Here is a 26529-nt window from a genome sequence, read left to right on the forward strand (position 1 = left end):
AGATTTATGTGGTTTTTACAACAATGTTTCGTTTTCTTGAATCGTTTGTTTCACATTGTAACTTTTTATAAAAATAATAATAATAAATTCTTGCAGTGAAAAAGTAAAGAATTTATTAATTAGATACAATAAATTATCTTGTATTTTTAAGGAGAAATAATGCGAATTTTAATGGCATTTTTGCTAGTGGTTTCTTGGCTGTTTGGGGCAGTAGATTTAAATACAGCAACTAAACAAGAATTAATGAGTGTAAAAGGAATTGGGGAAGCTAAAGCACAGGCAATTTTGGATTATCGCGCGAAACAACCTTTTAAAAGTGTAGATGATCTCATTAATGTGAAGGGTTTTGGAAGTAAAAATCTAGCAAAATTCAAAAATGAATTTAGCGTTTCAGAAGCAAAAGAAGAAGTGAAAAGCGAAGCAGAATCTAAAGAGTAGTCTATAAAATAAGAGAATTTTTGGGGCTCTGTAACGCTATTAGTGATTTTGTATACACTTTAAAAAGTTCGGATTTTACATAAATTTGAAATTTTAGTAGCTTTGGAGCTTTGATTTTATTAAAAGCAAAGCGATAACTTGTGCAAAACTCACTTTAGTAAGGTTTATGGAGTCGAATCTGTCAAGTTTTAGATTTAAAGTTTAGATTATAGTTACATACTTCAAGCAAGGCTGCTCTTGTGAGGAACTTATCTTAAGGACATAGATTAATGTTTGGGTTTAGTCTCCAGACTCTAAACAAGAGTTTTTCAAGCTATCTCAAGCTCACTTAGGATTAGCTTGGAAGCTTTCCTTTAAGTGAGACAATTTATGTAGTTTTTATAAAGATTTTGTTTAAAGCTTTGGGGGAACTATTTTAAAGCAGCCCCCTAAATTTGAGGAATCTAATAAAATCCTCTTATCGCAAACTCTCTATGTATGCTCCAACTTCGTCCATATCACGTTTTGTGTAGCGCTGGGCAATTTGATTTTTTACAAAGCGAGATTGTCCTTCAAAGGTTTGATTCGCATAGGTTTTAATTTCATTAGCAATATCAGCGGCTTTCCAAGTATTAATTGGTTTTTGGCTAGCAACAGAGATTTCGCCCTTTTGTCCATGGCAACCTGCACAATCTCTATTGTAGAGTTTTTTGCCATTTTCTAAGTTTGCTCCGCGCTTACTCTCACTGACTTCACCTGTGCCTAGCATACTTGATAAAAAACTGCGTTCTTGTGGAGTTAAGTCCGCATCTTCGCGCACAACTTTGATGTTATCCCCACCTAAGTTTTTGGAGTATTTTTTCATAATAGCCTTAATCTCCTCTCCAAATTCGCCTTTTAACTCAAAACAAATACACTCTCCAGCATATAAAGTTCCACTTAGAGTGAGTATGCAAGTTAGTGTTGATAGTAGTTTTTTCATTGTGAGATTCCTTAAATATTTAAAGTTATCTGTGCAATTCTGCCTAAAATTTATTAATTTTTGGATTAAAGTTAAATGCTGCTTTAGCTAGGATTGTTTATAATTGCGTCTGCCTAAGTGGTGCGTGTTTCTTTCACTTTGGGGTCCAACAGATTAAAGTATTGCTGATTGCATAGTTGGTTTTGTGTGATGGTGTTTTCGTTATTAGTCTCTTAAGTTGAGACGAGAATCTGCCGCCTAATGAACTGCTTGTGGTTAGAATCGTTGCCTATTTCGGGCCACACAAAAAAGTAACGGCTGCTTGGGTTTTTTGCTTTTTAAAGTTTTTTAAAATCTAAAATTTTAAAAATCAAAATATTTAAGGTAGAGTAAATGGAAATTGTTATTGTAGGAAGTGGCGGAAGAGAATATTCTATTGGGCTTGCTTTGCAAAGCGAGTGTAGGGTAGATGGAATCTATTTTTATCCTGGAAATGGTGCAACAAGCAAACTTGGTAAAAATATTGATTTTAAAAACCAAAAAGAATTTGTGGATTTCGCTTTAATACAGCGCATAGGACTTGTGATTATCGGTCCAGAAGCTCCATTAGTTGAAGGATTAGCAGACACATTAAGGGAGAATGGAATCCTAACCTTTGGTCCAAGCGCAAAGGCAGCACGTTTAGAGGGTTCAAAAGCGTATATGAAAGAATTTGCAAAACGTTATGATATTCCAACAGCAGGTTTTATTCAAACACAAGATTATGAGGAAGCTTGTGCATTCATTGATACGTTAAATACGCCTATTGTTGTAAAAGCTGATGGTTTGTGTGCAGGCAAAGGAGTGATTATTGCACAGAGCTATAATGAGGCAAAACAAGCAGCAAAAAAAATGTTAGAAGGCAAAAGTTTTGGAGATTCTGGAAAGACTATTGTGATTGAAGAGTTTTTAGATGGTTTTGAACTTTCTGTCTTTGCAATGTGTGATGGCAAGGATTTTATCGTGTTACCAGCAGCGCAAGACCATAAACGTTTATTGGATAACGATAAAGGACCAAATACCGGTGGAATGGGAGCTTATGCGCCCTCTCCTTTAGCAAGTGAAGCAATTATTAGGGAAGTGAAGCAAAGCATTATTATCCCAACGCTAGATGGTATGGCAAAAGATGGAAATCCTTTTAGTGGAACACTTTTTTGCGGGATTATGGTAGTGAAAGATAAGCCTTATTTGTTAGAATTTAATGTGCGCTTTGGAGACCCAGAATGTGAAGTGTTAATGCCTCTTTTTAAAGAGGGGTTGTTAGATTGTTTCTTAGCGTGTGCTAATGGAGATTTAAAAAGTGTGCAATATTGCTTGAGTGATGAAGTGTGTGTGGGTGTTGTGGTAGCTTCAAAAGACTATCCTTATAAGAGTTCTAAAAAAGAAAAAATCAAGTTTAATGCACAAAGCAACGGAAATGCACACATTAGTTTTGCAGGTGTGAGCAAAGAGGGCGAGGATTTGCTAGCAACTGGAGGGCGTGTGCTGGTGTGTGTGGGCAAAGGAGGTAATGTGCAAGAGGCAGTTAAAAACGCATACAAATGTGTAGAATCTGTGAAATTTGAGGGAATGCAATACCGTAAAGATATTGCATATCAAGTATTAGGACGCTAATGAATCCTGAAAAAATAGAAGAAATTTTAGCGCGTGAGGAAATCCAAACTGCGGCACTTTGGAAACGGGTGGTAGCACATATTATTGATGATTTGCTTGTGAGTATGGTGATTATTGGAATGTATTGGGAGAGTATTACACAAAATGTAGGCGATCCAGAAGTTGTCTTAAATGCTATTTCAAGCTCTTGGTTGATTTTGTATGTGGTGCGCATTGTGTATCATTGGCTTTTTGTGCGCTATTATGGAGCAACTATTGGAAAAATTGTGGTAAAGATTAAAGTTATTGAAACGGAGCTTTTAGATAATCCAAACATAAGACAAGCTTTTGTGCGCTCTTTGTTTAGAGCGTTAAGTGAATTTTTAATGTATTTGCCGTTTTTGTCTGTTTTGATGAATTCTTTACAATTAGGTTTGCATGATAGAGTTGCAAATACTATTGTTGTGGAGTTAAAGAGTTATAATGTTTAAAAAAAATGTCAAAAAATTAGGAGTCGCAATCTCTTTAGCAACAACTTTTACATTTAGTTTGCTTGAAGCGCGTCCGTCCATTAAGCAGTTTGATGCAAAGCAAGAGGCTGTTTTTGAGTTTTTAGCTGATGATATGGAATATAGCCAGTCCATTATCGTGGGTAAAGGGCATGCTACGGTGATTAACTTAGATTATTATATTAGTGCAAATAAGGCGGTATATAATACAAAAACACGTGAGATTACACTAAGTGGAGATGTCAATGCCTATAAAGGAAATGCACTTTATTTAAGGGCGCAAGAGGTCAAAATTAAACTCCAAGAAGATTATTCCTTTTTAGAGCCTTTTTATATGCAAGATTCCACAACAGGTTTATGGGTGGAAGCAAAGAGTGCAGAATATGATAAAGACGTGTATAAAATACAAGATGTGGCAATCTCCACTTGTAGTGTGAATAATCCTATTTGGAAGCTTAAAGCAGATGAGGGCAAATACGATACGAATAAAGAGTGGTTGACGCTTTGGCATCCGCGCTTGTGTGTGTATGATGTGCCAGTGCTTTATTTTCCTTATCTTTCTTTCTCCGCAGGTTACAAGCGTAAAAGTGGATTACTCTATCCCGTGCTTGGAAACTCCAAAGATGATGGAATCATTTATTCCCAACCTATTTATTTTGCTCCTTACAATTGGTGGGATATGACGCTAATACCGACTATGCGCACCAAAAGGGGTGGGGGTGTGTATGGAGAGTTTAGAGTTATTGATGATAAAAGTCAAATGTTATGGGCAAACTTTGGGTATTTTGGTGATTCTAATAGTTACCAAAATACTTACAATTTAGAGAATCAAGAGCATTTTGGATTCCAACTAGAATACACACGCAAAGATTTATTAACAGATGTGCAAAATTACTTTTATGAAGATGGACTCTATGCAGATATTTCGCAAGTTTCTGATATAGATTATTTTAGATTAACAGATGATAAAGCACGAGAGCGTGCGGATTTGCAGGGTAGCCTTTTAACCACAAGATTAAACTATTTTTTAAAAAGTGATTCTGACTATATTGGAATCTATGGGCGATACTATTCGGATTTAGAATCCACAAGCAATGCAAAAACACTCCAAACTTTGCCACAAGTGCAGTATCATCGCCAAATTGACAAGCTTTTTATTGAGGATTTGTATTATAGCTTTGATTACCAAATCAAGCACTTTACACGTCCTATTGGGTATAGAGCGGTGCAGCAAGAAGCGCAACTGCCAATCCTCTTTACTCAAAGTTTTGCTGATGATTATTTAAATGTTTCGCTTTCCCCAGTGTTTTATGCTACGCAGGTGAATTATAATAATATAGACGATGGATTGCATCTAGCGACAGGACGTTACATTACGCAACATTATCAATTTAAAGCAAACACAGATTTGGTTAAGCAGTATGAGAATTTTGGACATACGTTAAACTTAGAGACATTTTACACGTTACCCGGATTTGAAGACAAAAAGGGGAGCTTTACAACTTTTTTTGCTCTTCCGGGCGATAAGCAAGAGCTAAGATTTAGTGCTTCACAACATTTTTATGACACAAACAATATTTTAAAACTTTCTCATCGTATGCGTCAATATTTTTACTTAGAAGATAAACATAAGGTGGGTGAGCTAGAAAATGAAGTGCAATATTTTTATAACCATGAGTGGAGCCTTTTGAGTGATATTTTCTATGCGCATTCAGAAAATAGAATCTCAGAAGCCACACACAAGATTAATTACAACAGAGAGTATTTAAATGCTTATTTTGGGCATTTTTTTCGTGATTCCTTTGCTAAAACGGATTGGAGTCGTGGGCGTTATGGAGAGGCAAATTATATTATGGCAGGTGTTGAGAAGGATTTCGCGAATTTAAATCTTTTTGCAAGTTTGGGCTATGATTATAAGGAAGATTATTTTAAGACTTGGCAAGTAGGTTTTGAAACAAGTGTGCGTTGCTTTTCTTTTGGGTTAAAATATGTGAGTGAAATCTATCCCATGCTAACAACACATGGAGCAAGGGCGAGAGATGATAGATATGCGCTTTTGACCATTAAATTTATTCCGCTTTTAAGTAGTGATGTCAAGGTAGGACGCTAATGCAAAGTATTCAAAATATCATAGGCAGTGCGATTCCAAATACACAAAGGAGCAACGCAACACATTCCACAAGACGTAAAATTCTCTTTGAAAATCGTGATGATGCTCTCCAGAAACTGCTTAGTAATATGCCGCTTAGTTTTTTTGAACGTCAAGATTGTATTGTTGTTGGAATCTCTTTTGATGGGATTTATTTTGCCTATCGTTTAGCTCAAACTATTAAAGCACCTTTAGCCTTTCTTTTTACTTCCCAAATCCTAGCTCCTAATAATCCAGAATGTGAAATCGCAATGGCGACAGAAACACATGATGTTGTGATAAATGAACCGCTTGTGCGCTCTTTTGGAATTAGTTTAGACTATATTTATGGAGAGGTGCAAAGACAATATGAAGATAAAATGTTGCCACTAATCTATCAATACCGCAAAGGCAATCCGCTAATCTCATTTAAGGGAAAGCGCGTGTTAATTGTAGATGAAGGTATCAATAGTGGATTAACAGCACTTTCTGCCATTAAGTCAGTGGTTACTTTGCGAGCAAAAACGGTGTATTTTGCTTGTCCTGTTGCACCTTATGATGTTGCAGAAATTATGGAAGAAGCCACAGATGGAATCTTTTGTCTTTATAAATCAAAAGATTTTGTTGATATTGGATATTATTACAAAGATTATCCACCGATTGAAACAGCAACAATTGAAGAAGTTTTTAGCAAGATACAAGGAGAGTAAATGTGTGAAATTAACCTTTCGTTTTTAGAAAAGGAAGAACAATACATTTTTGATTATGTTGCAAAACAAGCAAGCGGGAGCGTGTATTATAAAAGCGGAAATAATGTGTTATTAGCAACTGTGGCGGTAGATTGTGATTCCATTGTGGAGGAGAATTTTTTACCTCTAACTGTGCAATATATTGAAAAAGCCTATGCAGTAGGGAAGTTTCCGGGTGGTTATGTAAAAAGAGAAGCAAAGCCCGGAGACTTTGAAACACTTACAGCAAGGATTGTAGATAGAAGTCTGCGCCCACTTTTTCCAAAGGATTACTGCTATCCTACGCAAATTACAATCATAGTGTTAAGTGCAGATAGTGATGCAGACTTGCAGATTTTAGCACTAAATGCAGCAAGTGCGGCTTTGTATGTTTCGGAGATTCCGCTAAACTTTCCGATAAATGGTGTGCGCATAGGCAGAATCGGAAATGCATTTGTGGTTAATCCAAGTTTAAAGGATATGGAACAAAGCACACTAGATTTGTTGGTAAGCGGAGTTAATGAGGATTTATTAATGATTGAAATGCGCACATTTGGTGGTGTGGATATTGTATCTCCTAGCAACCCGCTATGCTTAGTAACTACGCTTATGGAGGATAAAAAAGCAGAATTTAGTGCAAATGAACTTACAGAATCAGAGCTAATGCAAGCTTTAGAGTTAGCTAAAACAAACATTAACAAGAAGAGTAAGCTAATAGAAGAAAGCTTTAAAATTTGTGTAAAGACGCCTTTAGAATTATTCCAAATGCGCAAAAGTTACAAATGCCAAAGAGTGCAAGATTTTATAGTGCAAGGCTATTTAGGTGAGTTGCATGAAATCATTGCGCATCTTTCTAAAACTGAGCGCCATAGTCGTCTAAAAGCTTTTGCAAAAAAAATTGCACAAGATTATGTTCTTAAAAACCCAGAGGATACAGAATTCATAGAAATGCGTGTTGATGCAACACTTGATGCGCAAAAACGACAAATTATCCGCACAATGATACTAGAAGAGGGGGTGCGTGCAGATGGGCGAACACTCAAAGAGGTGCGCCCTATTAGCATTGAAACAAACATTTTGCCAAAGGCGCATGCAAGTGCGCTCTTTACGCGCGGACAAACGCAAGCACTTGTAGTTTGCACGCTTGGTGGTGATATGGACGCGCAAAATTATGAGTTGTTAACCGATAAAGGTACATCAAAAGAGCGTTTTATGGTGCATTACAATTTTCCACCTTTTAGCGTGGGTGAAGCAAGTAGCATTGGTGCAACAGGTAGGCGAGAACTAGGACATGGAAATTTAGCTAAAAGAGCATTGGAATGTAGTGTGATTAATGGTGAGCAAAAGACAATTCGCCTTGTGTCTGAGATTTTGGAATCTAATGGCTCTTCTTCTATGGCAACAGTGTGTGGAGGCTCACTAGCACTTGCTGCGGCAGATATTGAATGTACTTCACTTATTGCTGGAGTAGCAATGGGGCTAGTGTGTGAGGATGGAAAATATGCAGTTTTAACTGATATTATGGGTTTGGAAGATCACGATGGAGATATGGATTTCAAAGTTGCTGGGAGCAAGAAGGGAATTACAGCTTTGCAAATGGATATTAAGCTTGGTGGTCTAAGTATGGAGATTTTAGAGTGCGCACTAGGGCAAGCAAAAGAGGCACGATTGCATATTTTAGAAATTATGGAGAGTGCAAAAGCAAAAATTATACTCAATACAGCAGTGCTTCCTAGCTCACAGATTTTTGCAATTCATCCTAGTAAGATTGTTGAGGTGATTGGACAAGCTGGTAGGACAATTAAAGAAATTATTGAAAAATTTGAAGTGGCGATTGATTTAAATCGCGATAATGGTGAAGTGAAAGTTAGTGGTGGGAATAGAGAAAAAGTAGATGCTGCAAAAGAATATATTATTGGAATTACAAGTGCTGTGAGTGATAAACCTAACATTGCTGAACTTTACAAAGTGGGCGATGTGTATGAAGGTAGGGTAAAAAAAGTTGTGGATTTTGGGGCATTTGTAGAATTGCCACATAATTATGATGGGCTTTTGCATATTTCAAAAATTACAAGCAATAGAAATGCGCAAGTGGGTGATTATTTAAATGAGGGAGATTTGTTACGCGTAGAAGTGTTGTCTTTAAATAAAAACAAAGTTGAATTAGGACTGCAAGAAAAATTGAGTAAATAGGTGGCATTTACACATTTGAAATGCTTGTTTTGAGCTTAAATTAAATAAAAATTTAGCTAAATGCGTTTATAATGAACTCTCACAAAGTGTTGAGTAGGGGACAGATCCGAAAGGGCTTTGAAATTTTAAGGAGAAAGTTATGAAAAAATTACTTCTAGTGTTTTTTGCATTAGCTGGTGTAGCATTTGCTGCAGAGGGAAATGAAATGTTATTGTCTTATTCAGCAATTGCTGCTGGTATTGGTCTAGGTATTGCTGCTCTTGGTGGTGCAATCGGTATGGGAAGCACAGCTGCTGCTACAATCTCTGGTATGGCTAGAAATCCGGGCGTTGGTGGTAAATTAATGACAACAATGTTTATTGCATTAGCGATGATTGAAGCGCAAGTTATCTATACACTTGTTGTTGCACTAATTTTACTTTATGCAAACCCATTTTTAGGCTAATTAATAGTTTCAAATTCCTTAGGCTTGCCTAAGGTATGCGCTGGTGGTGGAATGGTAGACACACCATCTTGAGGGGGTGGCGGGGCGACCCGTGCGAGTTCAAGTCTCGCTCAGCGCACCACTTCTAAATTCTTCTTTATAAATCTTTCATTTTAGATTCTTGGTTTTCGTAGTTTGCAATCTGTAATAGCCTTACAACATAGAATCTAAAAAAATACAGAAACACTTGTGCTTAAAAAGAGTTTTTATAAACATAATTTAGGGATTGATATAAAAAGTTTGGAATAAAAGAGATAAAAACATAACCTCTATAATAAGCAAATGTAACTCCAATAAAGAATCTGTGAGTGTTCATAGAACCCACTAAGAAAGCACTATGATATGAATCTTAAAAATTAGTATTTCAAGAAATATTCTTGAATTTTTTTAGGGTTGTTTGTTTTTGTAAGTGCGAGTGCTAAAAGGATTCTAGCTTTTTGTGGATTTAAATCTTCTGCGCTAATAAAGCCTAGTTTTGCATCTGCTTTGCTTACTACTACACGTCCTGCGACAACTCTTGAGCTAATAGCGATATTTACGCCCTCTTTTAAAAGTTCTTTTAACACTTTTTTTTGGTTTTGGTGGATATTTCCAGAGCCACTTCCTGCAATTACCAATCCTTTTGCGCCATCGGCAACAAAAGCTTTTGCGGCAACTGCTCCCCCGTCATTGGAATAAGTATAAAGAATATCTACTTTTGGAAGCTCTGTTAATTTGCTTACATCAAATGGAGATTTTTTTTGTGTTTTTTTTGTAATATTGTTGCAGAAGAAAACTTGACCATCTGTAATGTAGCCTAAATCCCCAAAATTTGGAGATGAAAACGCATCCACATTTAGACAATGTGTTTTTACAACACCTCTAGCGCTTTGAATTTTATCATTCATAGCAACCATTACGTCTCTATCTTTAGAAAGCGTGTCTGCTGCAAGTGCTACTGCGTTGTAGAGATTTTTAGGACCATCTGCGCTCATTGCAGTTGAAGGGCGCATTGCACCAACTAATACAACAGGTTTATTGCTTTTAATGGTAAGGTTAAGAAAATACGCAGTTTCTTCCATAGTGTCTGTTCCATGTGTGATAACAATGCCATCAATTCCGCTTGTAAAAAGTTTATTAATTTCTTTTGCAAGCTTGAGTTGGATTTCATCTGTCATATTTGAGCTATCAATATTTGCGATTTGTTGTGTAGAAATTTTTGCTAAATTTTTGATTTGTGGCACTGCTTGTATGAGCGCATCTGCGCTAACGACACCAGCGGTATATCCTGTTGTGGCAACAGAAGTATCAATAGAGCCTGCGATTGTTCCGCCTGTGGCAAGAATTACGATTTTAGGTTTTGTATAAGCCATACATGCTCCTAAAAACAAAAGTCATTATGCAAAGCAATGACTCCTTAGTAAAATTTATTCCATAAGGAATTTATATAGGGTTGATTGATAAGAATCTCTTTTTATTAAGGGGCTTTAATTATAGCTAAACCTTTAAGTTTTTTAGCTGATTTTGCAATTATGGTTAAGCAAACGATTAGTTTTGCAATGCAAAATAAAAACTAGAGAGCGTGTATTGCTGGGAATAAAATGCTAATAGTTGCAGATTTTTCCAATGCTGCAAAAGAAGCAATGGAGATTATGGCGAAGTCGGGCGTTAAAGAGTGTTCTTGCCCACAATTTTTAAATGAAGTAAGAAAGCGTAGATGATAAAATGACTAAAAATTGTATGCAATTCAAAGAGATTTTTTGTATAAGAGATACTGAAAACCCAGAACATTTTCAAGCTAGAAAAATGTAGTAGTTGATTATGTAAAAAATTGTTTAGAAGAGTTTAAAATCTAATGATTTAATAAATGTAACTTCTTATTTTTATTTGTTTTAGTCTTGTATTCTTAAGGCTGGAATCTAAAAAGTTAAGCAAAAAATGGCAATATGTCTGCTAGAATATCAACTCTTTTTGACCCTTTCATCTAGTGGCCAAGGATAATGCTCTTTCACGGCATAAACGGAAGTTCGAATCTTTCAAGGGTCGCCATTATGTTTGCAATTCCTTGTTTCCTGTAAATTTTTCCATTGTTATGCTTGTGCTTGAACTAATGTCTTTGCGTTTAATCACCTTATAAAAGGTTATCCAAAAAATCCTACAATCTAACCAAAAACTAAGATTATCCACATACCAAACATCAAGTTTAAATTTCTCTTCCCAAGAAATTGCATTGCGTCCATTAACCTGCGCCCAACCTGTGATTCCGGGTTTGACCTCGTGACGTCGTGCCTGTGTTTTAGAATAAAGAGGTAGATATTCTACAAGTAAAGGGCGCGGTCCTATGAAACTCATCTCGCCCTTTAGCACATTAAAGAGTTGAGGGAGTTCATCAAGACTGCTTTTGCGCACAATCTCTCCAAAGCCTTTTAAGCGTTCGTTATCTGGTAGCAGCTCACCATTTGCATCACGTGCATTAGTCATTGTGCGGAATTTGTAGATTTTAAAGATTTTTCCATTTTTGCCCGGTCGTTCTTGAGTAAAAAAGATTGGAGAGCCTAATTTAATACGAATTAAAAGTGCTACAATACATAAAATAGGAGAAAAAAGAAGCAATAAAACAAGAGCAAAAACGTGGTCAAAGAGTGGCTTAAAAAAATATGCATAAAAACTTTTATATTTTAAATTTTGGGATTTTATGTTGGAATCTGTTTTTGTATTTAAGATTCCATCATATAGAGAAAGATACTGCTTCACCACGGAATCTATGCTAAATTCCTTGCAGATTTTCTTGCGACTTGCTGTGCCAAATTTTGTTTGCAAGTCTTTGTTTTTACAAAGCTTCTCTAACGCTTGTGTTAGGGATTGTGTATTTGCAACTTCAACAAGGAATCCATTTTCGCCATCATTGACCACTTCACGACATCCCACTGCATTTGTGGTAATAATAGGCTTTGCCATACTTCCAGCCTCTAAAAGTGTGCGCGGAATCCCTTCTCTATAACTTGGTAGCACAAACACATCGCAAGCGCTAATTAGCTCTCTAATATCCTTGCGCTCCCCTAGATAAATCACAGCCTTAGAACTTTTTAAAAATGTTTCTTCAATTGGTGCGATATTACCCAAATCCAAGCCACCAACATATAAAAACACAAAATTTGGATTCTGCTCTTTAAGTATTTGAGCGCTTGTATAATACTCTTTTACGCCTTTGTGTAAAATTGCACGCGCAATCATTAAAATAATCACGCAATGTTTTGGGATATTAGGATCTATGGAATCTAAAATCTTGTTTCTAATCTCAACGCGTTTAGGGTAAGAGTAAGGCATAAAGGCTTGTGTATCAATGCCAGAGCCTTTAATTAGAGCGGTTTTGTTTGTATGGACTAAGCCTTTTTTAACAAATAAATCCAAATCATCTTGGTTTTGAAACAGCACTTTTTTAGAGATTGCAAAGGCTATACGATTTAAGGATTCTATAATAAAACGAAAAATCTTAGCTTTTGTGTCGTTTTGAATGTAAAAACTCCCAAGACCTGTGAGGCTATTTATCACATAAGGGATTCCAGCAATTTTAGCTGCAAATGCGCCATAAATATTTGGTTTTAGCATAAAAGTATGCACAATATCTGGACGTATCACTTTTAGAATCTTAGTGATTTCTTGAATGCTGCTTAGTGCGCTAAAGGGATTTAAGCTACCCCGTTTAATGTGGTATTCTATCGCCTCAATGCCTAAGGGAGCAAATTTTTCAAAATCTTCACCCCTTGGAGTGAGGGCAATAACTTTGTGTCCTTGTTCCTTTAAGGCAAGCATAACAGGGAGGCGGAATCTAAAAAGATTGGAATCTGTGTGGGATAAAAATACAATTTTCATACAGAACCTTTTAAAATTTAAAATAAAGATTATAGCATTAAAAGACAACAGATTTAAGTGTGCAATTATGCTATAATATAGCTATTGCAAAGGAGTTGTAATGGATGAAGAACTCATAGATGATGAAGAGGATTTTTTAAACAAGCCTGATAATGATGCAGTCATTCAAAAAGTGTGCTTGAATATTGATTCTGCAAATGGGGTGATTAAGGAGCAAAAATATGGCAAAGCGAGTGTTTTGTTAGAAGTTACAAGCAAAATGGTGCTTGACAAATTTGGGCTTGTGCATTCTGGGTATTTGTTTTCAAGCGCTGCGTATTGTGCGCTTTTAGCAGTTAATGAACCCAATGGTATTATGATTGGCGCAGAAGTGAAGTTTCTAGCCCCCATTGAACTAGGCAATGAAGTGTTATTTCGTGCAGAAACTTTACAAGAGGATACCAAAAAACGTGAAGTGAAGGTGGAGGGATTTGTGCTTGATATTAAGATCTTTGACGCAATTTTTTATGTTGCTGTGTTTGATAAGCATGTCTTAAGTTTGCATATTACCAAAGAAATGGAAAAGAAAATGGGCTAAGGACATAAAATGCATGTAGATTTACATAATCATACAAGTTTGTGCAACCACGCCACAGGAACAATGGAGGAATACATTATAAAAGCCATTGAAAAAGGGATTGATGTTTTTGGGTTTTCCTGCCATAATCCAATGGCTTTTGACTCTAAATACAGAATGCGTTTTGAAGAATTGCCGCTATATTTGGATTCTCTTAAAACTTTAAGAGAAAAATACGTTGGGCAAATTGAGATTCTAAGCGCACTTGAGATTGACTTTTTGCCGCAATTTATGGAGGATTCTTTATTTAAGATTCCACTAGATTATAGAATTGGAGCGGTGCATTTTTTAGGGGATTGGGGATTTGATAATTTAGAATTTATTAGAGAATATGCAAAGCGAGATATTAATGATTGTTGGGTGGAGTATTTTAAAGCAATAGAAATGTTGGCAAATAGCGGTAAGTTTGATATTGTGGCGCATATAGATTTACTGAAAATTTTTAAATATTTTCCTACAAAAGATTTAAGAAGGGAGATAGAAACCACATTAAAGGCGATAAAGCGGGCAAATATGAGCGTAGAGATTAATGCCGCGGGATTCCGCAAGGAAGTGGGTGAGCAGTATCCTAGTAGAGAGATTTTGGAGATGTGTTATGGTTTTGAGATTCCAATTACTTTTGGAAGTGATGCACACGCAATAAATCAAATTAATTTCAAACGCAAGGAAATAGAAGCTTTAGCAAAAGATGTAGGTTACACAAAATGTGCGGTGTATCGTCAAAGAGAGCAAGAATTGGTGGAGTTTTAAACGCGTTTTGCCTAACTTTTCTCAATGAAAATTAAGTAAATTTGCGCTAAATTCTCTTTTCTACATAAATTGCGGAGGGTATATGTCGCTGGTGGGCATCGTGGGCTTCAAACCCATTTGAGCGGATAGGTGTCTATTTGCTGGGGAGTTCGATTCTCTCACCCTCTCGCCACTTCACTTAAGGACTTTATTATAAAAACAAAAAGTTATAAAGAGGTTTTGTTGCAAGTTAATAATACAAAAATGCTTATCATTGGCGCACTAATACTTTTTGGAATCTTAACGCTTCTAGGTGAGATACTAGATTTCTTGAACGTTTTGCCACATGTGCAGTTTTGGCTTTTGGGGTATTTTGGCTATATTTGGGCATTTGGCGTTGCTTATGCACTATATCAAGCAAAAGCAATTCCAAGTCTTAAAAGCCCCTTTCTTTTAGAAAAGGCATTAGGTGTTACAATTATTTCTTTTGCCCTTCTTGTGCTTCAAGGATTGTTTTTTCATAATGCTGGAATTTTAGGTATTGCATTTAATAATGTTTTAAAGCCTATTATCACTTCGCTTGGAATCTTTGGCTTAAGTCTTGTAATGCTTGGCTTTGGCGTGGTGCTATACACAGCAAAATCCCCAAAAGAACTCTATATAATCCTACTAAAAGCACTTAAAGATGATTTACAAAAAGACATTAAGCAAGCTAACATTTCTAAAGCTAAACTCTATAAAAATATAGGAAAATTAAAAAATTTTTGCCTAAAAACAAAGGCGTTTTTTACTCTACCTACAAAAAAGGATTCCGAAGAGGAATCTAAAATGGATTTTGTGCAAAGTGTGCAAGAGAGTAATGAGAAAGAAGTTTTAAAAGAGGATTTTAAAGAAGAACAAAAAGAGATTATAGAAGAGGGCGAAGAGTTACGTCCTTTGACACTAGAAGAACTCATTGAGCAAAGCAAAAACAATCCCCCCCCAAAAGAACGCGTGTCTTTTAACTTTGATAAAGATGAAGAAGAGTTAGAAGAAGAGACACAAGTTTTCGTGGATTCAATGGAATCTAAAAGTTTTGAGGATGGTATTGACGCGTTGCGTCAGGATATTGAGCTTCCAATGCGTGAGGATAATCCTTTAGAAGAGGCTTCCAAAGAGTTAGAAAATCAAGATTCCAAAATCCGTGTGATAAGTGCAAAAAGTATCCAACATGAGGGCTTTGACCCTGCACAATTCCAAATGCAATCTATGGCAAGTTTAGAGAGTTTTAAGCGCTTTGAGAAAAGTAATTTTTACCACAAAGAAGAACAAAAAGAAGAGCCAATAAAACTTATTAAAAAAGAGAGTGTTGCCCAAGGTGAGTATAATATATCTTATGGAGATGCGCTAGAAGTTGCGTCAGTCCCACAAGTTGAACCTTTAAAAGAGGAATCTAAAAAACAAGTCATCAAAGCCTATCCAAAAAATCTCTATGCCGCAACGCCTTTTAGCGCGTATTACGATAAAGAGCCAGTTGGCACCCATGATTGCCTTATAGATATAGAAAATATTTATAAAGGATATCCAAGCAAGAGCGAAAAAGACGAGCTTCCTAGAACGATTTTTTATTATGGGGATAAGGTGAGTACACATCCGTTGTCAGAAAATACTGAAGCACAAAATATGGAATCTAAAGCCATTGAGGTCGTAGAAACTCCACAAGAAGCTGCATTAACTCAAAATGTGGAATCCAAAATAGAATCACAAGTTACGCAACAAGTTACACCACAAGTTGCTCAAGAAAGTGCGCCACAACAGGTTATGCAACAGCCAATATTTCAAACCTCGCAGATTAAAGAGATTCCAACTCCACGATACGTCGCAACTCTTAGTGTGATTCCGACTTTTGATTATAACTATGGGCATTATCAAGAGTCGGCACAACAAGCTAAACCACAGCAAGTCAAATCCGAAACGATTAATTTATTTCAAGATTCCAAACAAAAAGTAGCACAAAATACGGAATCTAAAATAGCACAAGCACCCCAGCAAATTATAGAACAATCAACATCTCAAATATTAACAGAAGTCGCACCTAAACAAGCTCCAATGCCACAATCACAATTTTCTCCCCAAGCTGCAGAATCACAGGCCCCACAACACACGCAACAACTTGTGCAATCCCAAACACACACTCTTGTGAAAACACTAGAAGAAAATGCCGTGCTTTTGGAGGATTTAGAAATGACACAAACTCCACAAGTGCTAGAACCTAAAGATTATGAGTTGCCAAAATTAGAATTTTTGCAAGAGCCAAAGAGTGCGCATGTTGAAATTGATGAAAGTGAGATTGATAGAAAAATTAATGATTTATTGAACAAAATGCGTGTGTTTAAGATTGAGGGCGATATTGTGCGCACTTATTCAGGTCCTATTGTTACAACTTTTGAGTTTCGTCCAAGCCCAAATGTCAAGGTTTCACGTATTCTAACCTTACAAGATGATTTAGCAATGGCATTGCGTGCAAAAACGATTCGCATTCAAGCACCAATTCCGGGCAAAGATGTCGTAGGTATAGAGATTCCAAATGCACAAGTAGAGACAATTTATTTGCGCGAAATTTTAGAAAATGATTTATTTAAACACTCTGTTTCGCCTCTTACTTTAGCTTTAGGAAAAGATATTGTAGGCAATCCTTTTGTAACAGATTTAAAAAAGCTACCTCATTTACTTATTGCAGGGACAACAGGAAGCGGTAAAAGTGTGGGGATTAATGCAATGATTTTATCGTTGTTGTATAAAAATCCTCCCGATAAACTCAAGCTCATTATGGTAGATCCTAAAATGGTGGAATTTAGCATTTATAATGATATTCCTCATTTATTAACCCCTGTAATTACAAGTCCTAAAAATGCGATTTTTGCGCTTGATGTAGCAGTAAAAGAAATGGAACAACGTAATGCGCTCATTAGCGAAGCAAGGGTAAAAAACATTGAAAGCTATAATCAAAAAGCGGAAATGGAAGGTTTTGAACCCTTTCCTTACATTGTAATTATTATTGATGAGTTAGCGGATTTAATGATGACAGGAGGCAAAGAGGCAGAAGCATCTATCTCGCGCTTGACACAAATGGCGCGCTCAAGTGGAATCCATTTAATTGTTGCGACACAACGTCCAAGCGTAGATGTTGTTACAGGATTGATTAAAGCAAATCTTCCCTCACGCATTAGCTATAAAGTCGGGCAAAAAATTGATTCTAAGGTGATTTTAGATTGCCATGGGGCAGAGTCCTTGCTAGGAAATGGCGATATGCTTTTTGCAATGGGTGGAGGCAATGTAACACGTTTGCATGCTCCTTTTAGCACAGAAGAAGAAATTGAGCGCATTGTAGAATTTATCAAAGTGCAATGCCCACCACAATATGATGAACGCTTTTTGCAAAAAGAGGAACGCTTACAAGTGCAATCTAATGGAGATGCTGATGATCTTTATGAAGAAGCAAAACGCATTATGTTAGCAGATGGTAAAACTTCCATTAGCTACATACAGCGCCGATTGGGAATCGGATTTAATAAGGCAGCAAATATTGTAGAGCAAATGCAACAAAGAGGATTTTTGAGTAAAGAAAATTCTAAAGGTGTGCGCGAAATTATCGGCGAGTGAGAAAACACTAATAGAATTTGCAGTTTTAAGAAAAATTTTGCTAAAATTAATAATCACTTAATTTTAAATTTGGAGCATAAAAAGAATGAATGCAAGTCTAAAGGTCAATAGAGTAGATAGCGCAAATGCAACAGCACAGGCTATGATTCCAGTTGATGCATTAAATAAAAAGCTAGATAAAGTTACAAAAGCAGCAAGCAAGAATCTAAAATTAGATGGATTTCGTAAAGGAAAAGTGCCAGCTGCAGCAATTAAACAGCGCTATGGAAAGCAACTTGAAGAAGATGCACAAAGAGAGTGTGTGCAAGACTTGTTGCAAGATATCTTAAAAGAGCTAAATGTGGAAGCAGTTATGTTGCTTGGTGATCCGCGCATTACTAAATTTGAGAAAAAAGACAATGGAATTGAGCTTGAAGTTGAGTTAAGTCTAGCCCCGACAATCAAGCTTGATGATGTAGATACTTGTATTCCAGAAGTTAAGATTCCAGAAGTGAAAGATACCGATGTTGATGCGCGTTTAGAAGAGATTGCGAGTGCTAGAGCACCTTTGGTTAAAATTGAAGATGGCAGACGCAAATTAAAAGATGGTGAATATGCTAAGATTGATTTTGAAGGCTTTATTGATGGGGAGCCATTTGATGGAGGAAAAGCAGAGGGCTACTTATTAAAAATTGGTAGCAAGTCTTTTATTGATGATTTTGAAAATCAGCTTATTGGAATGAAAAGGGGGGAAGAAAAGGAGGTTAATGTAACTTTTCCAGAAAATTATCAAGCGCAAAATTTAGCAGGAAAACCTGCAGTATTCAAGGTAAAATTGCTTGAAATTCAAACAAAAGGCAAGATTGAAATTGACGATAATTTTGCAAAAACACTATTCCCAGATGATAAAGATGTAAGTGTGGATAGTCTAAAAGTAAAAGTAAAAGAACAACTTCAAAATGAGAAAAAGCATGAAGTTTATAACAATGAGCTAAAAGAAAAGCTTGTGGATAGCTTGAATGCTAAGATTCTATTTGACTTACCAAAATCTATTGTTGAACAAGAAATGGATTTATTGCTTAGAAATGCGTTTGCAACACTACCAAAAGAAGAACAAGAAAAACTTGCAAAAGATAAAGAGGCAATACAGGCAAAACGCGAAGAGCAAAGAGAAAATGCACAAAAAAGTGTGCGCATAACTTTACTCATTGATGCGATTGCAAAACGTGATAATATCCAGATACCAGATAATGAAGTGATTAATACAATTTACTATGAAGCAATGGCAATGCGCCAAGATCCAAAAGCAATGTTTGAGTATTATAAGAACAATAACTTAATTCCAGCAGTTAAAATGGCAATGCTTGAAGATAGAGTTCTTACAGCACTCTTGGATAAAAAGGCATAATATGGCGTATTATGTGCCAACGGTTATTGAAAAAACTGGACGTGGTGAGCGTGCGTATGATATTTACTCCAGACTTTTAAAAGATAGAATTATTCTCTTAAGTGGGCAAATTGATGATGGTTTAGCTTCGTCTATTGTCGCGCAGTTATTATTTTTAGAGGCTGAAGATCCCGATAAAGATATTTATTTGTATATCAATTCTCCAGGTGGTGTTGTAACTAGCGGATTAAGCATTTATGATACGATGAATTATGTGAAGCCTGATATTAGCACTATTTGTATTGGGCAAGCAGCAAGTATGGGGGCATTTTTATTAAGCTGCGGAACAAAGGGTAAGCGGTATTCCTTGCCAAATTCACGCATTATGATTCATCAGCCATTAGGTGGTGCGCAGGGACAAGCGACAGAGATTGAAATCCAAGCAAAAGAGATTTTACGACTAAAAGCAAGTTTAAATGCAATTTTAGCAAGCAATACAAATCAACCATTAGAGAAGATAGCAAAAGATACGGATAGAGATTTTTATCTAAGCGCAAAAGAAGCACAAGAGTATGGGTTAATTGATAGTGTTTTAGAAAAAAGTTTAAAATGAGGGGTGTGTGGTGAAAGACGATTTTGGTTCTCTTGATGGGTTGCAGAGTTTTGAAGCCGGTGGCGTTGAGGAATCTGGTGCAGGGAGTGAAAGTTCCTTTTCATCTTTTGGAACGGATTCCGCACCTTCGTCTGTTGCTCCAACTCAAAACAAGGAATCAAATGCTGGTGCAAATACGCTTGAAGAATATGGCTTACAAATTGTCCAAGAATTGCAAGCTAATGGAGTCTTACCTACACCTTATAATTATAGAATCTATTTTGAAAAACTTTTAGAAAACAAACCCCAGCAGTTTAAAGATGAAGCATTTCAGTATGTAGAGGTTCATCAGCGCCCAGAAGAAAAGCAGGCTGCATTGGAATCTAAAGTGTTTAAAGCACAAAGTTACATGACAAATACTTTGCATCAAGTTGGTGCTTTATTAAAAAATCTAAGATTACTTCAGGATATCTTAAAAAAACACGAAAAAGAGGTGGAAACAACTACCAATGCCATTGCGCTACAAAACATCATCACAGTTTTTCAAAAAGAGTTGGATAAACTTAGTGAAGTTGCAGGACACCAGCTTCAAGATATTAAAGCAATGCATGAAAAAACGCTCGCTTCTATCGGAGGAATTAGTGATGAGGTAATTTGTAATAGTGTTTATGGAATTTACAATAAACGTTTCTTGGAAAAACGCGTGTTAGCTGAAGCAGATTCAGTGAATATGGGAGGATATAAGTCTTCACTTTTACTTGTACGTGTGTCAAAAAGCCTACAAAATCGCATCACTTCGGATAAAACAGCGGCTGCAGTTAATCGTTCGCTTTCAAAAATTTTGCAAAAAGTTGCCAATCGTAGTGATATTGTGGCGTATTATGAGGCTGGAATTTTTGGAATCTTACTAAGCCATAGCGACAAAGATTCCGCAAAACGTTTTGCAAATCGTCTCATTGAAAGAGTTGTTGGGACAAATATCATTGTTAGTGATGAGGAAATTTCTTTAAGTGTTTGCACAGGAATTGTTGAGATTAATGAGTTTTCCAAACAAAAAGAGATTATAAAAAATGGGCTTGACGCACTTAAAAAAGCGTCCAATGGCAATATTTCTTTTGTGGTGTATGGGGACTAGTCCGTGCTAGAGGTTATTACTTATCCCAACCCTCTATTGCGACAGATTTCAAAACCTGTGGAAATTTTTGATAAAGAGTTGCATACGTTATTAGATGGAATGTATGATGTAATGCTTGCAAAAAATGGAGTTGGAATCTCCGCAATTCAAGTAGCAAAGCCGATACGTGCACTTCTAATCTGTATTCCTGATGAAGATGGCAATCAGCATAAAGAGGATTTATTAGAAGTGATCAATCCAGAAATTATAGAAAAAGAAGGCAAGATTCTTTTTAGTGAAGGGTGCTTGAGTGTGCCGGAATTTTATGAAGAAGTGAAACGTTATTCTAAGATTAAAGTGATTTATCAAAATCGCTTTGGGGAGAAATGCGAAATGGTCGCTCAAGACTATTTAGCTGTTGCCTTTCAACATGAAATTGACCATTTAAATGGTGTTTTGTTTATTGATAAGCTCTCTATTATTAAGCGCAAGAAATTTGAAAAAGGTTTGAAGCAAAAACATAAATTTTAGTTTATTTCCCCTATTGCATTTAGATTAATATGGCAATACCCATTTGGATTTTTTTGCAAGTATTTTTGATGGTATGCTTCTGCAGGATAGAAGTTTTTTAGTATTTTTACTTCTGTTACAATAGGTTTTGGTAACCCCTTTTGTAGCGTCTCTATGAAATCTCTTACATTCAAAAGTAAAGAGGAATCTTTTGCATAGATTCCGCTACGATATTGTGTGCCAATATCATTACCTTGATAATTTAGCGCAAAAGGGTCAATAATATTAAAAAAGTGTTTTAAGAGTGTATGTATGCTTAAAAGTGTGGAATCAAAGACAATCTCGACAGCTTCTACTGCTTCAGTGATTCCGCTGCAGACTATGTGGTAGTTTGGAGACTCTACTTTGGAGTTTGCATAGCCAACTTGTGAGCTAATTACGCCATTTAATAAGTCAAAATACCTTTGCACTCCCCAAAAACATCCGCCTGCTAAATAAATAGTTTGTTGCATAAACTTCCTTGAGATTTGGTATGCGAAATTTTAGCTAAAATATAAGAGAGTTTATTGTTTCTTGGATATTCTTTATATATAAAAATTAATAAATCCCCCTTAATTTAATTGCTCGTTAGATTTCTTAATACGAGTGTTTTGTTTGATCTGTGTATTTAAAAAAGTCAAGCAAGACAAGATTAAAAAGATTCGCTTCTAATGTTGCAAAATCATTAGCGCAAGGTATTTTGCTTACCAAAAGGTAGAAAATAAACTTCCAAGCATTAAGAAAGTTTAGCGAGAAAGTTTTGATTAAAAAGCCTTAAGCCAAAAAACCTAGAAATTTAACTTCACATATTCTTTTGGCACTTTGACAACCACTTTTTTAACTGGCGTAAAGTTGGAATCTGTTGCGATTCCACCTGCATGCACATCTATTGCCTCAAAGACTGCTAGATTTCCGGGAAATAATTGCACACTAGAGATAAATGCGCTTGGGTGATATTCAATCAAATCCGTTGCAGAATCCAAAGGCTTTTTGATTTCGCATAGCGTATTTGGGGAGACAAAAAAGATTTCTCTGCCTTGCACCACCATTTGAAAATCCACCATTTCTATGTGGCTTTCATAAAATGCATCTTTTGGGGATTTTGTATTATAGGCTTGCTCAATCGCCTTTGCACCACCATCAAAAAATACTTCAAATTTTTTTCCAATTTCAAGCGCACAAATACGCTGATGTGCTTCGCTGTTCTCGTCTAACACATCAAAAAGATAACCAAAAACCTTGCTTAAGACTTCATTTTTTTTAAATTTACTTGCAGTATCTGGCAAATATCCTAAAAACATTAAAAATCCTTAAAAGTTATTAAGCCCCATTAGAATCCAACTATCCTCATTCTCTCGCTCAAGTTCAATTACACAACCCTTACCCACATGTAAATTTAGTGTTCCTTTTGCACAAATGAAGCGCACAAACTCACTAATACTAGGCTCATGCCCCACAACAACAAGCGTTTGCCAATCCTCCTCCATTTTGTCTTCATTCCGTAAAAAGTTCTCAATCCCTTCCTCTGGGTTAATGTTAGGTGTTAAAAGAAAAGTGCAGTGTGCTTGTTTTTTTGTGATATACTTTGCTGTATCGCACGCGCGAAGTGCTAGGGAAGATATTACTGCATCCACATTTGGATATTTTTTGCCAATGTATTTTGCAATTTTCTTTGCCTGTTTTACTCCTTTTTTAGTTAAAGGGCGTTTCAAATCGTCCTTTTCAGTCCATTTTTCTCTATCTTCAGCCTTTGCGTGGCGCACTAAAATTAAACGCATAAAAACTCCTTTATAATTTTTCTATCATCTTAATCACAAGTAAAGCACTAACTCTTGCACTGGATTCCAAAAACTCTTCGTAACTGACTAGTGCCTCATCGCCTGCATTATCTGAAATTGCCCTAATAACACAAATAGGGACATTTAGATTGTCACACACCACTGCAACACTTGCTCCCTCCATTTCAATTGCATCGGCGTTAAATTCCTTTTTAATCCACTCTTTACGCTCTTTAGAATGCACAAATTGGTCGCCTGTTGCTACCACACCCTCATGCAAATTAATACCATTTTCCTTTGCTATGGCTTTTGCGATTCCATTTAATACACAATCTGATTCTGTAAAAATTTTACTTTCGGAAAAATACCCATAAGGATGTCCAAATGCTGTAATATCTACATCGTGTTGGCAAAGCTTACTAGCAAGAACCAAATCACCAATTTTATAACTAGGATTGATTCCACCTGCCACACCATTAAAAATGATTTTCTCGCAACCAAAGTTCAAAACCATTGTGCTAGCAGTCAAAGCAGAATGCACTTTACCAATGCGACTGCACGCAATGATTAAAGTTTTGTTCCCAAGCGTTACTTTATAAAAAGTATTGCCCCCAAAGGCAATGGCTTCGTGTTTCTTGTAATGCTCTAAAAGCGGAGTAATCTCCTCACGCATTGCCCCTATGATTCCAATTGTCATATTAGTCCTTTTGTAGAAAATCTTGAATCTCCGCATAAGTTTGCAAAGAAAGTGTGTCTTTTTTACTTAGGCGTTTATTTAAGCCCTTTAACACACTTCCACCACACTCAATAAAGGAATCAATCGCACCATCATTCTCTCGAATAGATTGCTTATAAAGCACAGGTTTTACAAGCTGATTTGCAAGCAGTTCAAGTGCTTGAATCTTTGAGTTATAAGGCTTTGCATTGACATTTGAAATGATAGGAAAAGCAAAGGAATCACAAAGTGCTTCCTCTAATAGCACTTTAAAATCTCCGCATATACTCTCTAACGCTGGACAATGGCTTGCTACGGACATCGGAAGTATTAGCGCTCTTTTTGCTCCTAGCCCTTTTAATTCCACTTCTAAATCTTGCAAATCTTCTTTGCTGCCTCCCAAAACCATTTGTCCATCGCCGTTATAATTCGCACACCAAACTTTTAACCCAAGATTGCGCTTTTTCTCACAAAACTCTTCAAGCACTACATCTTCTAAGCCAAGCACCACCATCATTCCCGCGACCTTTGACTTGCATGCTTCTTCCATTAAGATTCCGCGTTTATGCACAAGCGCAATTGCCTTTTCAAAGCTAAGTGCGCCACTGGCACATAATGCACTAAACTCCCCTAGTGAATGCCCAAGCCCAAATGCAATTCCGCTACCCTCTAGCTTTTTGCGCACGAGCGAAAATACGCTATAACTTACAAGTAAAATGGCGGGCTGTGTATATTGCGTGAGGTTTAATTTTGCATTTTCTTCAAAACAAAGTTTTTGCATATCCTCTTTCAAAATCTCACTTGCTTGCTCAAAAAACACTCTAACTTCTGCACTATTTTTAAATAAATCTTTACCCATACCAACACTTTGACTACCCTGACCCGGAAATATTATTGCTCTACTCAAAAACTCTCCTTTACATACTTTCTTTTGCTCTAACGCCTAATAAATCCAATCCTAAGGCGATAGAATGTGCTACCACAACAAGCACCTTTAAAATTTGTTCTTCATTTTCTGTGTTTAAAATTTTTGTTTCATTATAAAAGCGGTGGAAATCTGCAGCTAACGCATATAGATAATCCACTACTTTATTAACCAAACGTTGTGAAAATGCGTCATTTAGCACCTTTTTAATACCAAGTGCAGAAACTAGCAAATCACATAAATCCCCTTGTAAATTCCATGTATTATATTGTTCTAATGGAAGCTTTTTGAAGGATTCCATAGTAAAACTTGATTTAGAAAATAACGTGTAAATTCTTGCATGTGCATAGTTAATATAATACACAGGATTACTCGCATCTTGTTTTTTTAATAAATTCACATCAAATTCCAAATGCGTATCTGGCTTTTTGCTCAAAAACATAAGGCGCAGTGCATCAGCCCCAACATCCTCGACCACATCTTTCATTAGGATAAAATTCCCAGCGCGCTTACTCATTTTATAAGGTATTCCATCTTTTAGAAGTGCCACCATTTGCGCTAGTAAAATCTCTAATTTTTGACTATCAAAACCTAAGTATTCTAATGCCGCCTTAACCCTTGCAATATAGCCGTGATGGTCTGCACCCCAAATGTTAATGTAATGTGAAAAATTCCGCTCAAACTTGTTTTTATGGTAGATGATATCGCCAGCTAGATAGGTTGGCTCACCGCTCTCACGCACAATCACGCGATCCTTTTCATCGCCATATTCTGTGGATTTTAGCCACAATTTCTCTTCATTTGCATACACACCATTATGAGCCTTTAACGACTTTAGCGTGGAATCCCATTGTGTAAAAAGCTCTTTCTCACTAACATAAGAATCAAAAACGATTCCAACTTGAGCAAGATTGCTTTTTATTTCTTCAAGCATCTTATCTTTACCAAAGATACAGAGTTTTTCTAAAGATTCCAAATTTTCAAAAACGTAATCCCCTAGAGTATTTTTTGCTTCTTGTGCAAGTTCAAATACATATTCCCCCTGATAGCAATCTGCTGGTAATTCCCTACTTTCTCCAAAAACTAAAGCGCGTCCAGCATAATAAATTGATTTACCAAGCTTTTCAATTTGTGCTCCAGCATCATTAATATAATATTCTGTGTGAATGGCATACCCTAAAAAACGTCCAATGCGCGCCAAACTATCACCAAAAATAGCCCCTCTTGCATGTCCTATATGTAAAGGTCCTGTGGGATTTGCACTCACATACTCTAGCAAAATACGTTCTTTTTGAGATTCCATATTTTTGGATTTTGTTTTGTCTTGTAGAAATTCCCATGCACATTGCCCCAAAAACGCACTGCTTAGACTAAAATTCACATAGCCATTTACCACGTTCACACTCGTAATTTGCGGTAGAGATTCTAACTTTTGTGCAAATTCTTGGGCGAGGATTTGCGGAGCTTTATGTAACTCTTTTGCGAAGCTAAAAGTCGGTAGAGCAAAATGCCCAAAACTTTTATCACGTGGTGTTTCTAGAATGCTAGAAACACCAATGGCAGAGTTGATAATTTCCTTGATGGTATAATACATTAAAA

At 36.3% G+C, this 26529-nt stretch carries 23 protein-coding genes, 3 tRNA genes and 1 pseudogene; 17 read left to right on the forward strand and 10 right to left on the reverse strand.

Annotation, left to right across the window (positions count from 1 at the left end):
* Positions 1-159 precede the first annotated feature (159 nt).
* Complete coding sequence (locus K4G57_RS06830) at positions 160-438, forward strand: ComEA family DNA-binding protein (RefSeq protein WP_221532441.1); 279 nt, start codon at positions 160-162, stop codon at positions 436-438.
* A gap of 457 nt (positions 439-895) precedes the next feature.
* Here the strand turns inward: K4G57_RS06830 and K4G57_RS06835 are convergent, their stop codons facing one another.
* Positions 896-1399: a c-type cytochrome gene (locus tag K4G57_RS06835; protein ID WP_221532442.1), complete on the reverse strand. Its 504-nt coding sequence runs from the start codon at positions 1397-1399 to the stop codon at positions 896-898.
* A gap of 372 nt (positions 1400-1771) precedes the next feature.
* Between K4G57_RS06835 and purD the strand changes: the two genes are divergently transcribed.
* The 7 genes from purD (at position 1772) to K4G57_RS06870 (ending at position 9134) form a co-directional block, all read left to right on the forward strand.
* Entirely contained in the window at positions 1772-3031 is a 1260-nt protein-coding gene (gene purD / locus K4G57_RS06840) for a phosphoribosylamine--glycine ligase (RefSeq protein ID WP_221532443.1), read from the forward strand.
* Positions 3031-3501: an RDD family protein gene (locus K4G57_RS06845; protein ID WP_221532444.1), complete on the forward strand. Its 471-nt coding sequence runs from the start codon at positions 3031-3033 to the stop codon at positions 3499-3501. The genes purD and K4G57_RS06845 overlap by 1 nt, the downstream gene beginning before the upstream one ends.
* Positions 3494-5629, forward strand: coding sequence for an LPS-assembly protein LptD (locus K4G57_RS06850; RefSeq protein WP_221532445.1), 2136 nt, complete (start codon positions 3494-3496; stop codon positions 5627-5629). Before K4G57_RS06845 ends, K4G57_RS06850 begins: the two co-directional genes overlap by 8 nt.
* On the forward strand, positions 5629-6357 hold the full coding sequence (locus K4G57_RS06855) for a phosphoribosyltransferase (protein WP_221532446.1): 729 nt from the start codon (positions 5629-5631) through the stop codon (positions 6355-6357). Before K4G57_RS06850 ends, K4G57_RS06855 begins: the two co-directional genes overlap by 1 nt.
* A 9-nt stretch (positions 6358-6366) precedes the next feature.
* Positions 6367-8568, forward strand: a complete 2202-nt coding sequence (locus tag K4G57_RS06860; protein ID WP_429913086.1) for a polyribonucleotide nucleotidyltransferase — start codon at positions 6367-6369, stop codon at positions 8566-8568.
* 139 nt (positions 8569-8707) lie between these two features.
* Positions 8708-9013, forward strand: coding sequence for a F0F1 ATP synthase subunit C (locus tag K4G57_RS06865; RefSeq protein WP_006802245.1), 306 nt, complete (start codon positions 8708-8710; stop codon positions 9011-9013).
* 37 nt (positions 9014-9050) lie between these two features.
* Positions 9051-9134: transfer RNA gene (locus K4G57_RS06870), tRNA-Leu, on the forward strand.
* A gap of 274 nt (positions 9135-9408) precedes the next feature.
* Here the strand turns inward: K4G57_RS06870 and K4G57_RS06875 are convergent.
* Positions 9409-10404: a type II asparaginase gene (locus tag K4G57_RS06875; protein ID WP_221532448.1), complete on the reverse strand. Its 996-nt coding sequence runs from the start codon at positions 10402-10404 to the stop codon at positions 9409-9411.
* A 600-nt stretch (positions 10405-11004) separates the two neighbouring features.
* On the opposite strand from K4G57_RS06875, the gene K4G57_RS06880 reads away from it, so the two are divergent.
* A tRNA-Glu gene (locus K4G57_RS06880) sits at positions 11005-11080 on the forward strand.
* On the opposite strand, the gene K4G57_RS06885 is transcribed toward K4G57_RS06880, so the two are convergent.
* On the reverse strand, positions 11081-11728 hold the full coding sequence (locus K4G57_RS06885) for a sugar transferase (RefSeq protein WP_221532471.1): 648 nt from the start codon (positions 11726-11728) through the stop codon (positions 11081-11083).
* A 102-nt stretch (positions 11729-11830) separates the two neighbouring features.
* Positions 11831-12904 (reverse strand): annotated as a pseudogene (locus tag K4G57_RS06890) (glycosyltransferase family 4 protein); the annotation flags it as partial.
* Between the two features lie 100 nt (positions 12905-13004).
* On the opposite strand from K4G57_RS06890, the gene K4G57_RS06895 reads away from it, so the two are divergent.
* From K4G57_RS06895 to def, 8 genes are all read left to right on the forward strand, one after another.
* Positions 13005-13481, forward strand: a complete 477-nt coding sequence (locus K4G57_RS06895; RefSeq protein ID WP_221532449.1) for a hypothetical protein — start codon at positions 13005-13007, stop codon at positions 13479-13481.
* Between the two features lie 9 nt (positions 13482-13490).
* Complete coding sequence (locus tag K4G57_RS06900; RefSeq protein ID WP_221532450.1) at positions 13491-14270, forward strand: histidinol-phosphatase; 780 nt, start codon at positions 13491-13493, stop codon at positions 14268-14270.
* A gap of 73 nt (positions 14271-14343) precedes the next feature.
* A tRNA-Sec gene (locus K4G57_RS06905) sits at positions 14344-14442 on the forward strand.
* A 50-nt stretch (positions 14443-14492) separates the two neighbouring features.
* Complete coding sequence (locus K4G57_RS06910; protein WP_429913085.1) at positions 14493-17891, forward strand: DNA translocase FtsK; 3399 nt, start codon at positions 14493-14495, stop codon at positions 17889-17891.
* Between the two features lie 85 nt (positions 17892-17976).
* The gene (tig, locus tag K4G57_RS06915) at positions 17977-19278 is read left to right on the forward strand and encodes a trigger factor (protein WP_221532451.1); all 1302 of its coding nucleotides are present in this window, start codon (positions 17977-17979) and stop codon (positions 19276-19278) included.
* Between the two features lies 1 nt (position 19279).
* Positions 19280-19870: an ATP-dependent Clp endopeptidase proteolytic subunit ClpP gene (clpP, locus tag K4G57_RS06920; protein ID WP_221532452.1), complete on the forward strand. Its 591-nt coding sequence runs from the start codon at positions 19280-19282 to the stop codon at positions 19868-19870.
* Between the two features lie 10 nt (positions 19871-19880).
* Positions 19881-20984, forward strand: a complete 1104-nt coding sequence (locus K4G57_RS06925) for a GGDEF domain-containing protein (protein ID WP_221532453.1) — start codon at positions 19881-19883, stop codon at positions 20982-20984.
* Between the two features lie 3 nt (positions 20985-20987).
* Positions 20988-21494, forward strand: coding sequence for a peptide deformylase (gene def / locus K4G57_RS06930; protein WP_221532454.1), 507 nt, complete (start codon positions 20988-20990; stop codon positions 21492-21494).
* On the opposite strand, the gene msrA is transcribed toward def, so the two are convergent.
* The 6 genes from msrA to argS all read right to left on the reverse strand — a co-directional run bounded on the left by msrA (position 21491) and on the right by argS (position 26524).
* Entirely contained in the window at positions 21491-21985 is a 495-nt protein-coding gene (gene msrA, locus K4G57_RS06935) for a peptide-methionine (S)-S-oxide reductase MsrA (protein WP_221532455.1), read from the reverse strand. The two genes, def and msrA, sit on opposite strands and share 4 nt — an antisense overlap.
* Positions 21986-22300: 315 nt before the next feature.
* Positions 22301-22813: a YhcH/YjgK/YiaL family protein gene (locus tag K4G57_RS06940; RefSeq protein WP_221532456.1), complete on the reverse strand. Its 513-nt coding sequence runs from the start codon at positions 22811-22813 to the stop codon at positions 22301-22303.
* Positions 22814-22822: 9 nt separating this feature from the next.
* Positions 22823-23290: a SixA phosphatase family protein gene (locus K4G57_RS06945; protein ID WP_221532457.1), complete on the reverse strand. Its 468-nt coding sequence runs from the start codon at positions 23288-23290 to the stop codon at positions 22823-22825.
* 10 nt (positions 23291-23300) lie between these two features.
* Positions 23301-23987, reverse strand: coding sequence for a 5'-methylthioadenosine/adenosylhomocysteine nucleosidase (locus K4G57_RS06950; RefSeq protein ID WP_221532458.1), 687 nt, complete (start codon positions 23985-23987; stop codon positions 23301-23303).
* Position 23988: 1 nt separating this feature from the next.
* Complete coding sequence (fabD, locus tag K4G57_RS06955) at positions 23989-24912, reverse strand: ACP S-malonyltransferase (protein WP_221532459.1); 924 nt, start codon at positions 24910-24912, stop codon at positions 23989-23991.
* 10 nt (positions 24913-24922) lie between these two features.
* Positions 24923-26524, reverse strand: coding sequence for an arginine--tRNA ligase (argS, locus tag K4G57_RS06960; RefSeq protein ID WP_221532460.1), 1602 nt, complete (start codon positions 26522-26524; stop codon positions 24923-24925).
* Positions 26525-26529: the final 5 nt, after the last annotated feature.

The sequence above is a fragment of the Helicobacter turcicus genome, assembly GCF_019711685.1.
Classification (GTDB): domain Bacteria; phylum Campylobacterota; class Campylobacteria; order Campylobacterales; family Helicobacteraceae; genus Helicobacter_D; species Helicobacter_D turcicus.

Excerpts from the sequence above, each read along its gene's own strand:
- K4G57_RS06850 (WP_221532445.1), top strand. The coding sequence starts at position 3,494 with ATGTTTAAAAAAAATGTCAAAAAATTAGGAGTCGCAATCTCTTTAGCA.
- msrA (WP_221532455.1), bottom strand. The coding sequence starts at position 21,985 with ATGCAACAAACTATTTATTTAGCAGGCGGATGTTTTTGGGGAGTGCAA.
- purD (WP_221532443.1), top strand. The coding sequence starts at position 1,772 with ATGGAAATTGTTATTGTAGGAAGTGGCGGAAGAGAATATTCTATTGGG.
- K4G57_RS06830 (WP_221532441.1), top strand. The coding sequence starts at position 160 with ATGCGAATTTTAATGGCATTTTTGCTAGTGGTTTCTTGGCTGTTTGGG.
- clpP (WP_221532452.1), top strand. The coding sequence starts at position 19,280 with ATGGCGTATTATGTGCCAACGGTTATTGAAAAAACTGGACGTGGTGAG.
- K4G57_RS06865 (WP_006802245.1), top strand. The coding sequence starts at position 8,708 with ATGAAAAAATTACTTCTAGTGTTTTTTGCATTAGCTGGTGTAGCATTT.
- argS (WP_221532460.1), bottom strand. The coding sequence starts at position 26,524 with ATGTATTATACCATCAAGGAAATTATCAACTCTGCCATTGGTGTTTCT.
- K4G57_RS06900 (WP_221532450.1), top strand. The coding sequence starts at position 13,491 with ATGCATGTAGATTTACATAATCATACAAGTTTGTGCAACCACGCCACA.
- K4G57_RS06835 (WP_221532442.1), bottom strand. The coding sequence starts at position 1,399 with ATGAAAAAACTACTATCAACACTAACTTGCATACTCACTCTAAGTGGA.
- K4G57_RS06950 (WP_221532458.1), bottom strand. The coding sequence starts at position 23,987 with ATGACAATTGGAATCATAGGGGCAATGCGTGAGGAGATTACTCCGCTT.
- K4G57_RS06940 (WP_221532456.1), bottom strand. The coding sequence starts at position 22,813 with ATGTTTTTAGGATATTTGCCAGATACTGCAAGTAAATTTAAAAAAAAT.
- K4G57_RS06895 (WP_221532449.1), top strand. The coding sequence starts at position 13,005 with ATGGATGAAGAACTCATAGATGATGAAGAGGATTTTTTAAACAAGCCT.
- K4G57_RS06855 (WP_221532446.1), top strand. The coding sequence starts at position 5,629 with ATGCAAAGTATTCAAAATATCATAGGCAGTGCGATTCCAAATACACAA.
- tig (WP_221532451.1), top strand. The coding sequence starts at position 17,977 with ATGAATGCAAGTCTAAAGGTCAATAGAGTAGATAGCGCAAATGCAACA.
- K4G57_RS06875 (WP_221532448.1), bottom strand. The coding sequence starts at position 10,404 with ATGGCTTATACAAAACCTAAAATCGTAATTCTTGCCACAGGCGGAACA.
- K4G57_RS06845 (WP_221532444.1), top strand. The coding sequence starts at position 3,031 with ATGAATCCTGAAAAAATAGAAGAAATTTTAGCGCGTGAGGAAATCCAA.
- K4G57_RS06945 (WP_221532457.1), bottom strand. The coding sequence starts at position 23,290 with ATGCGTTTAATTTTAGTGCGCCACGCAAAGGCTGAAGATAGAGAAAAA.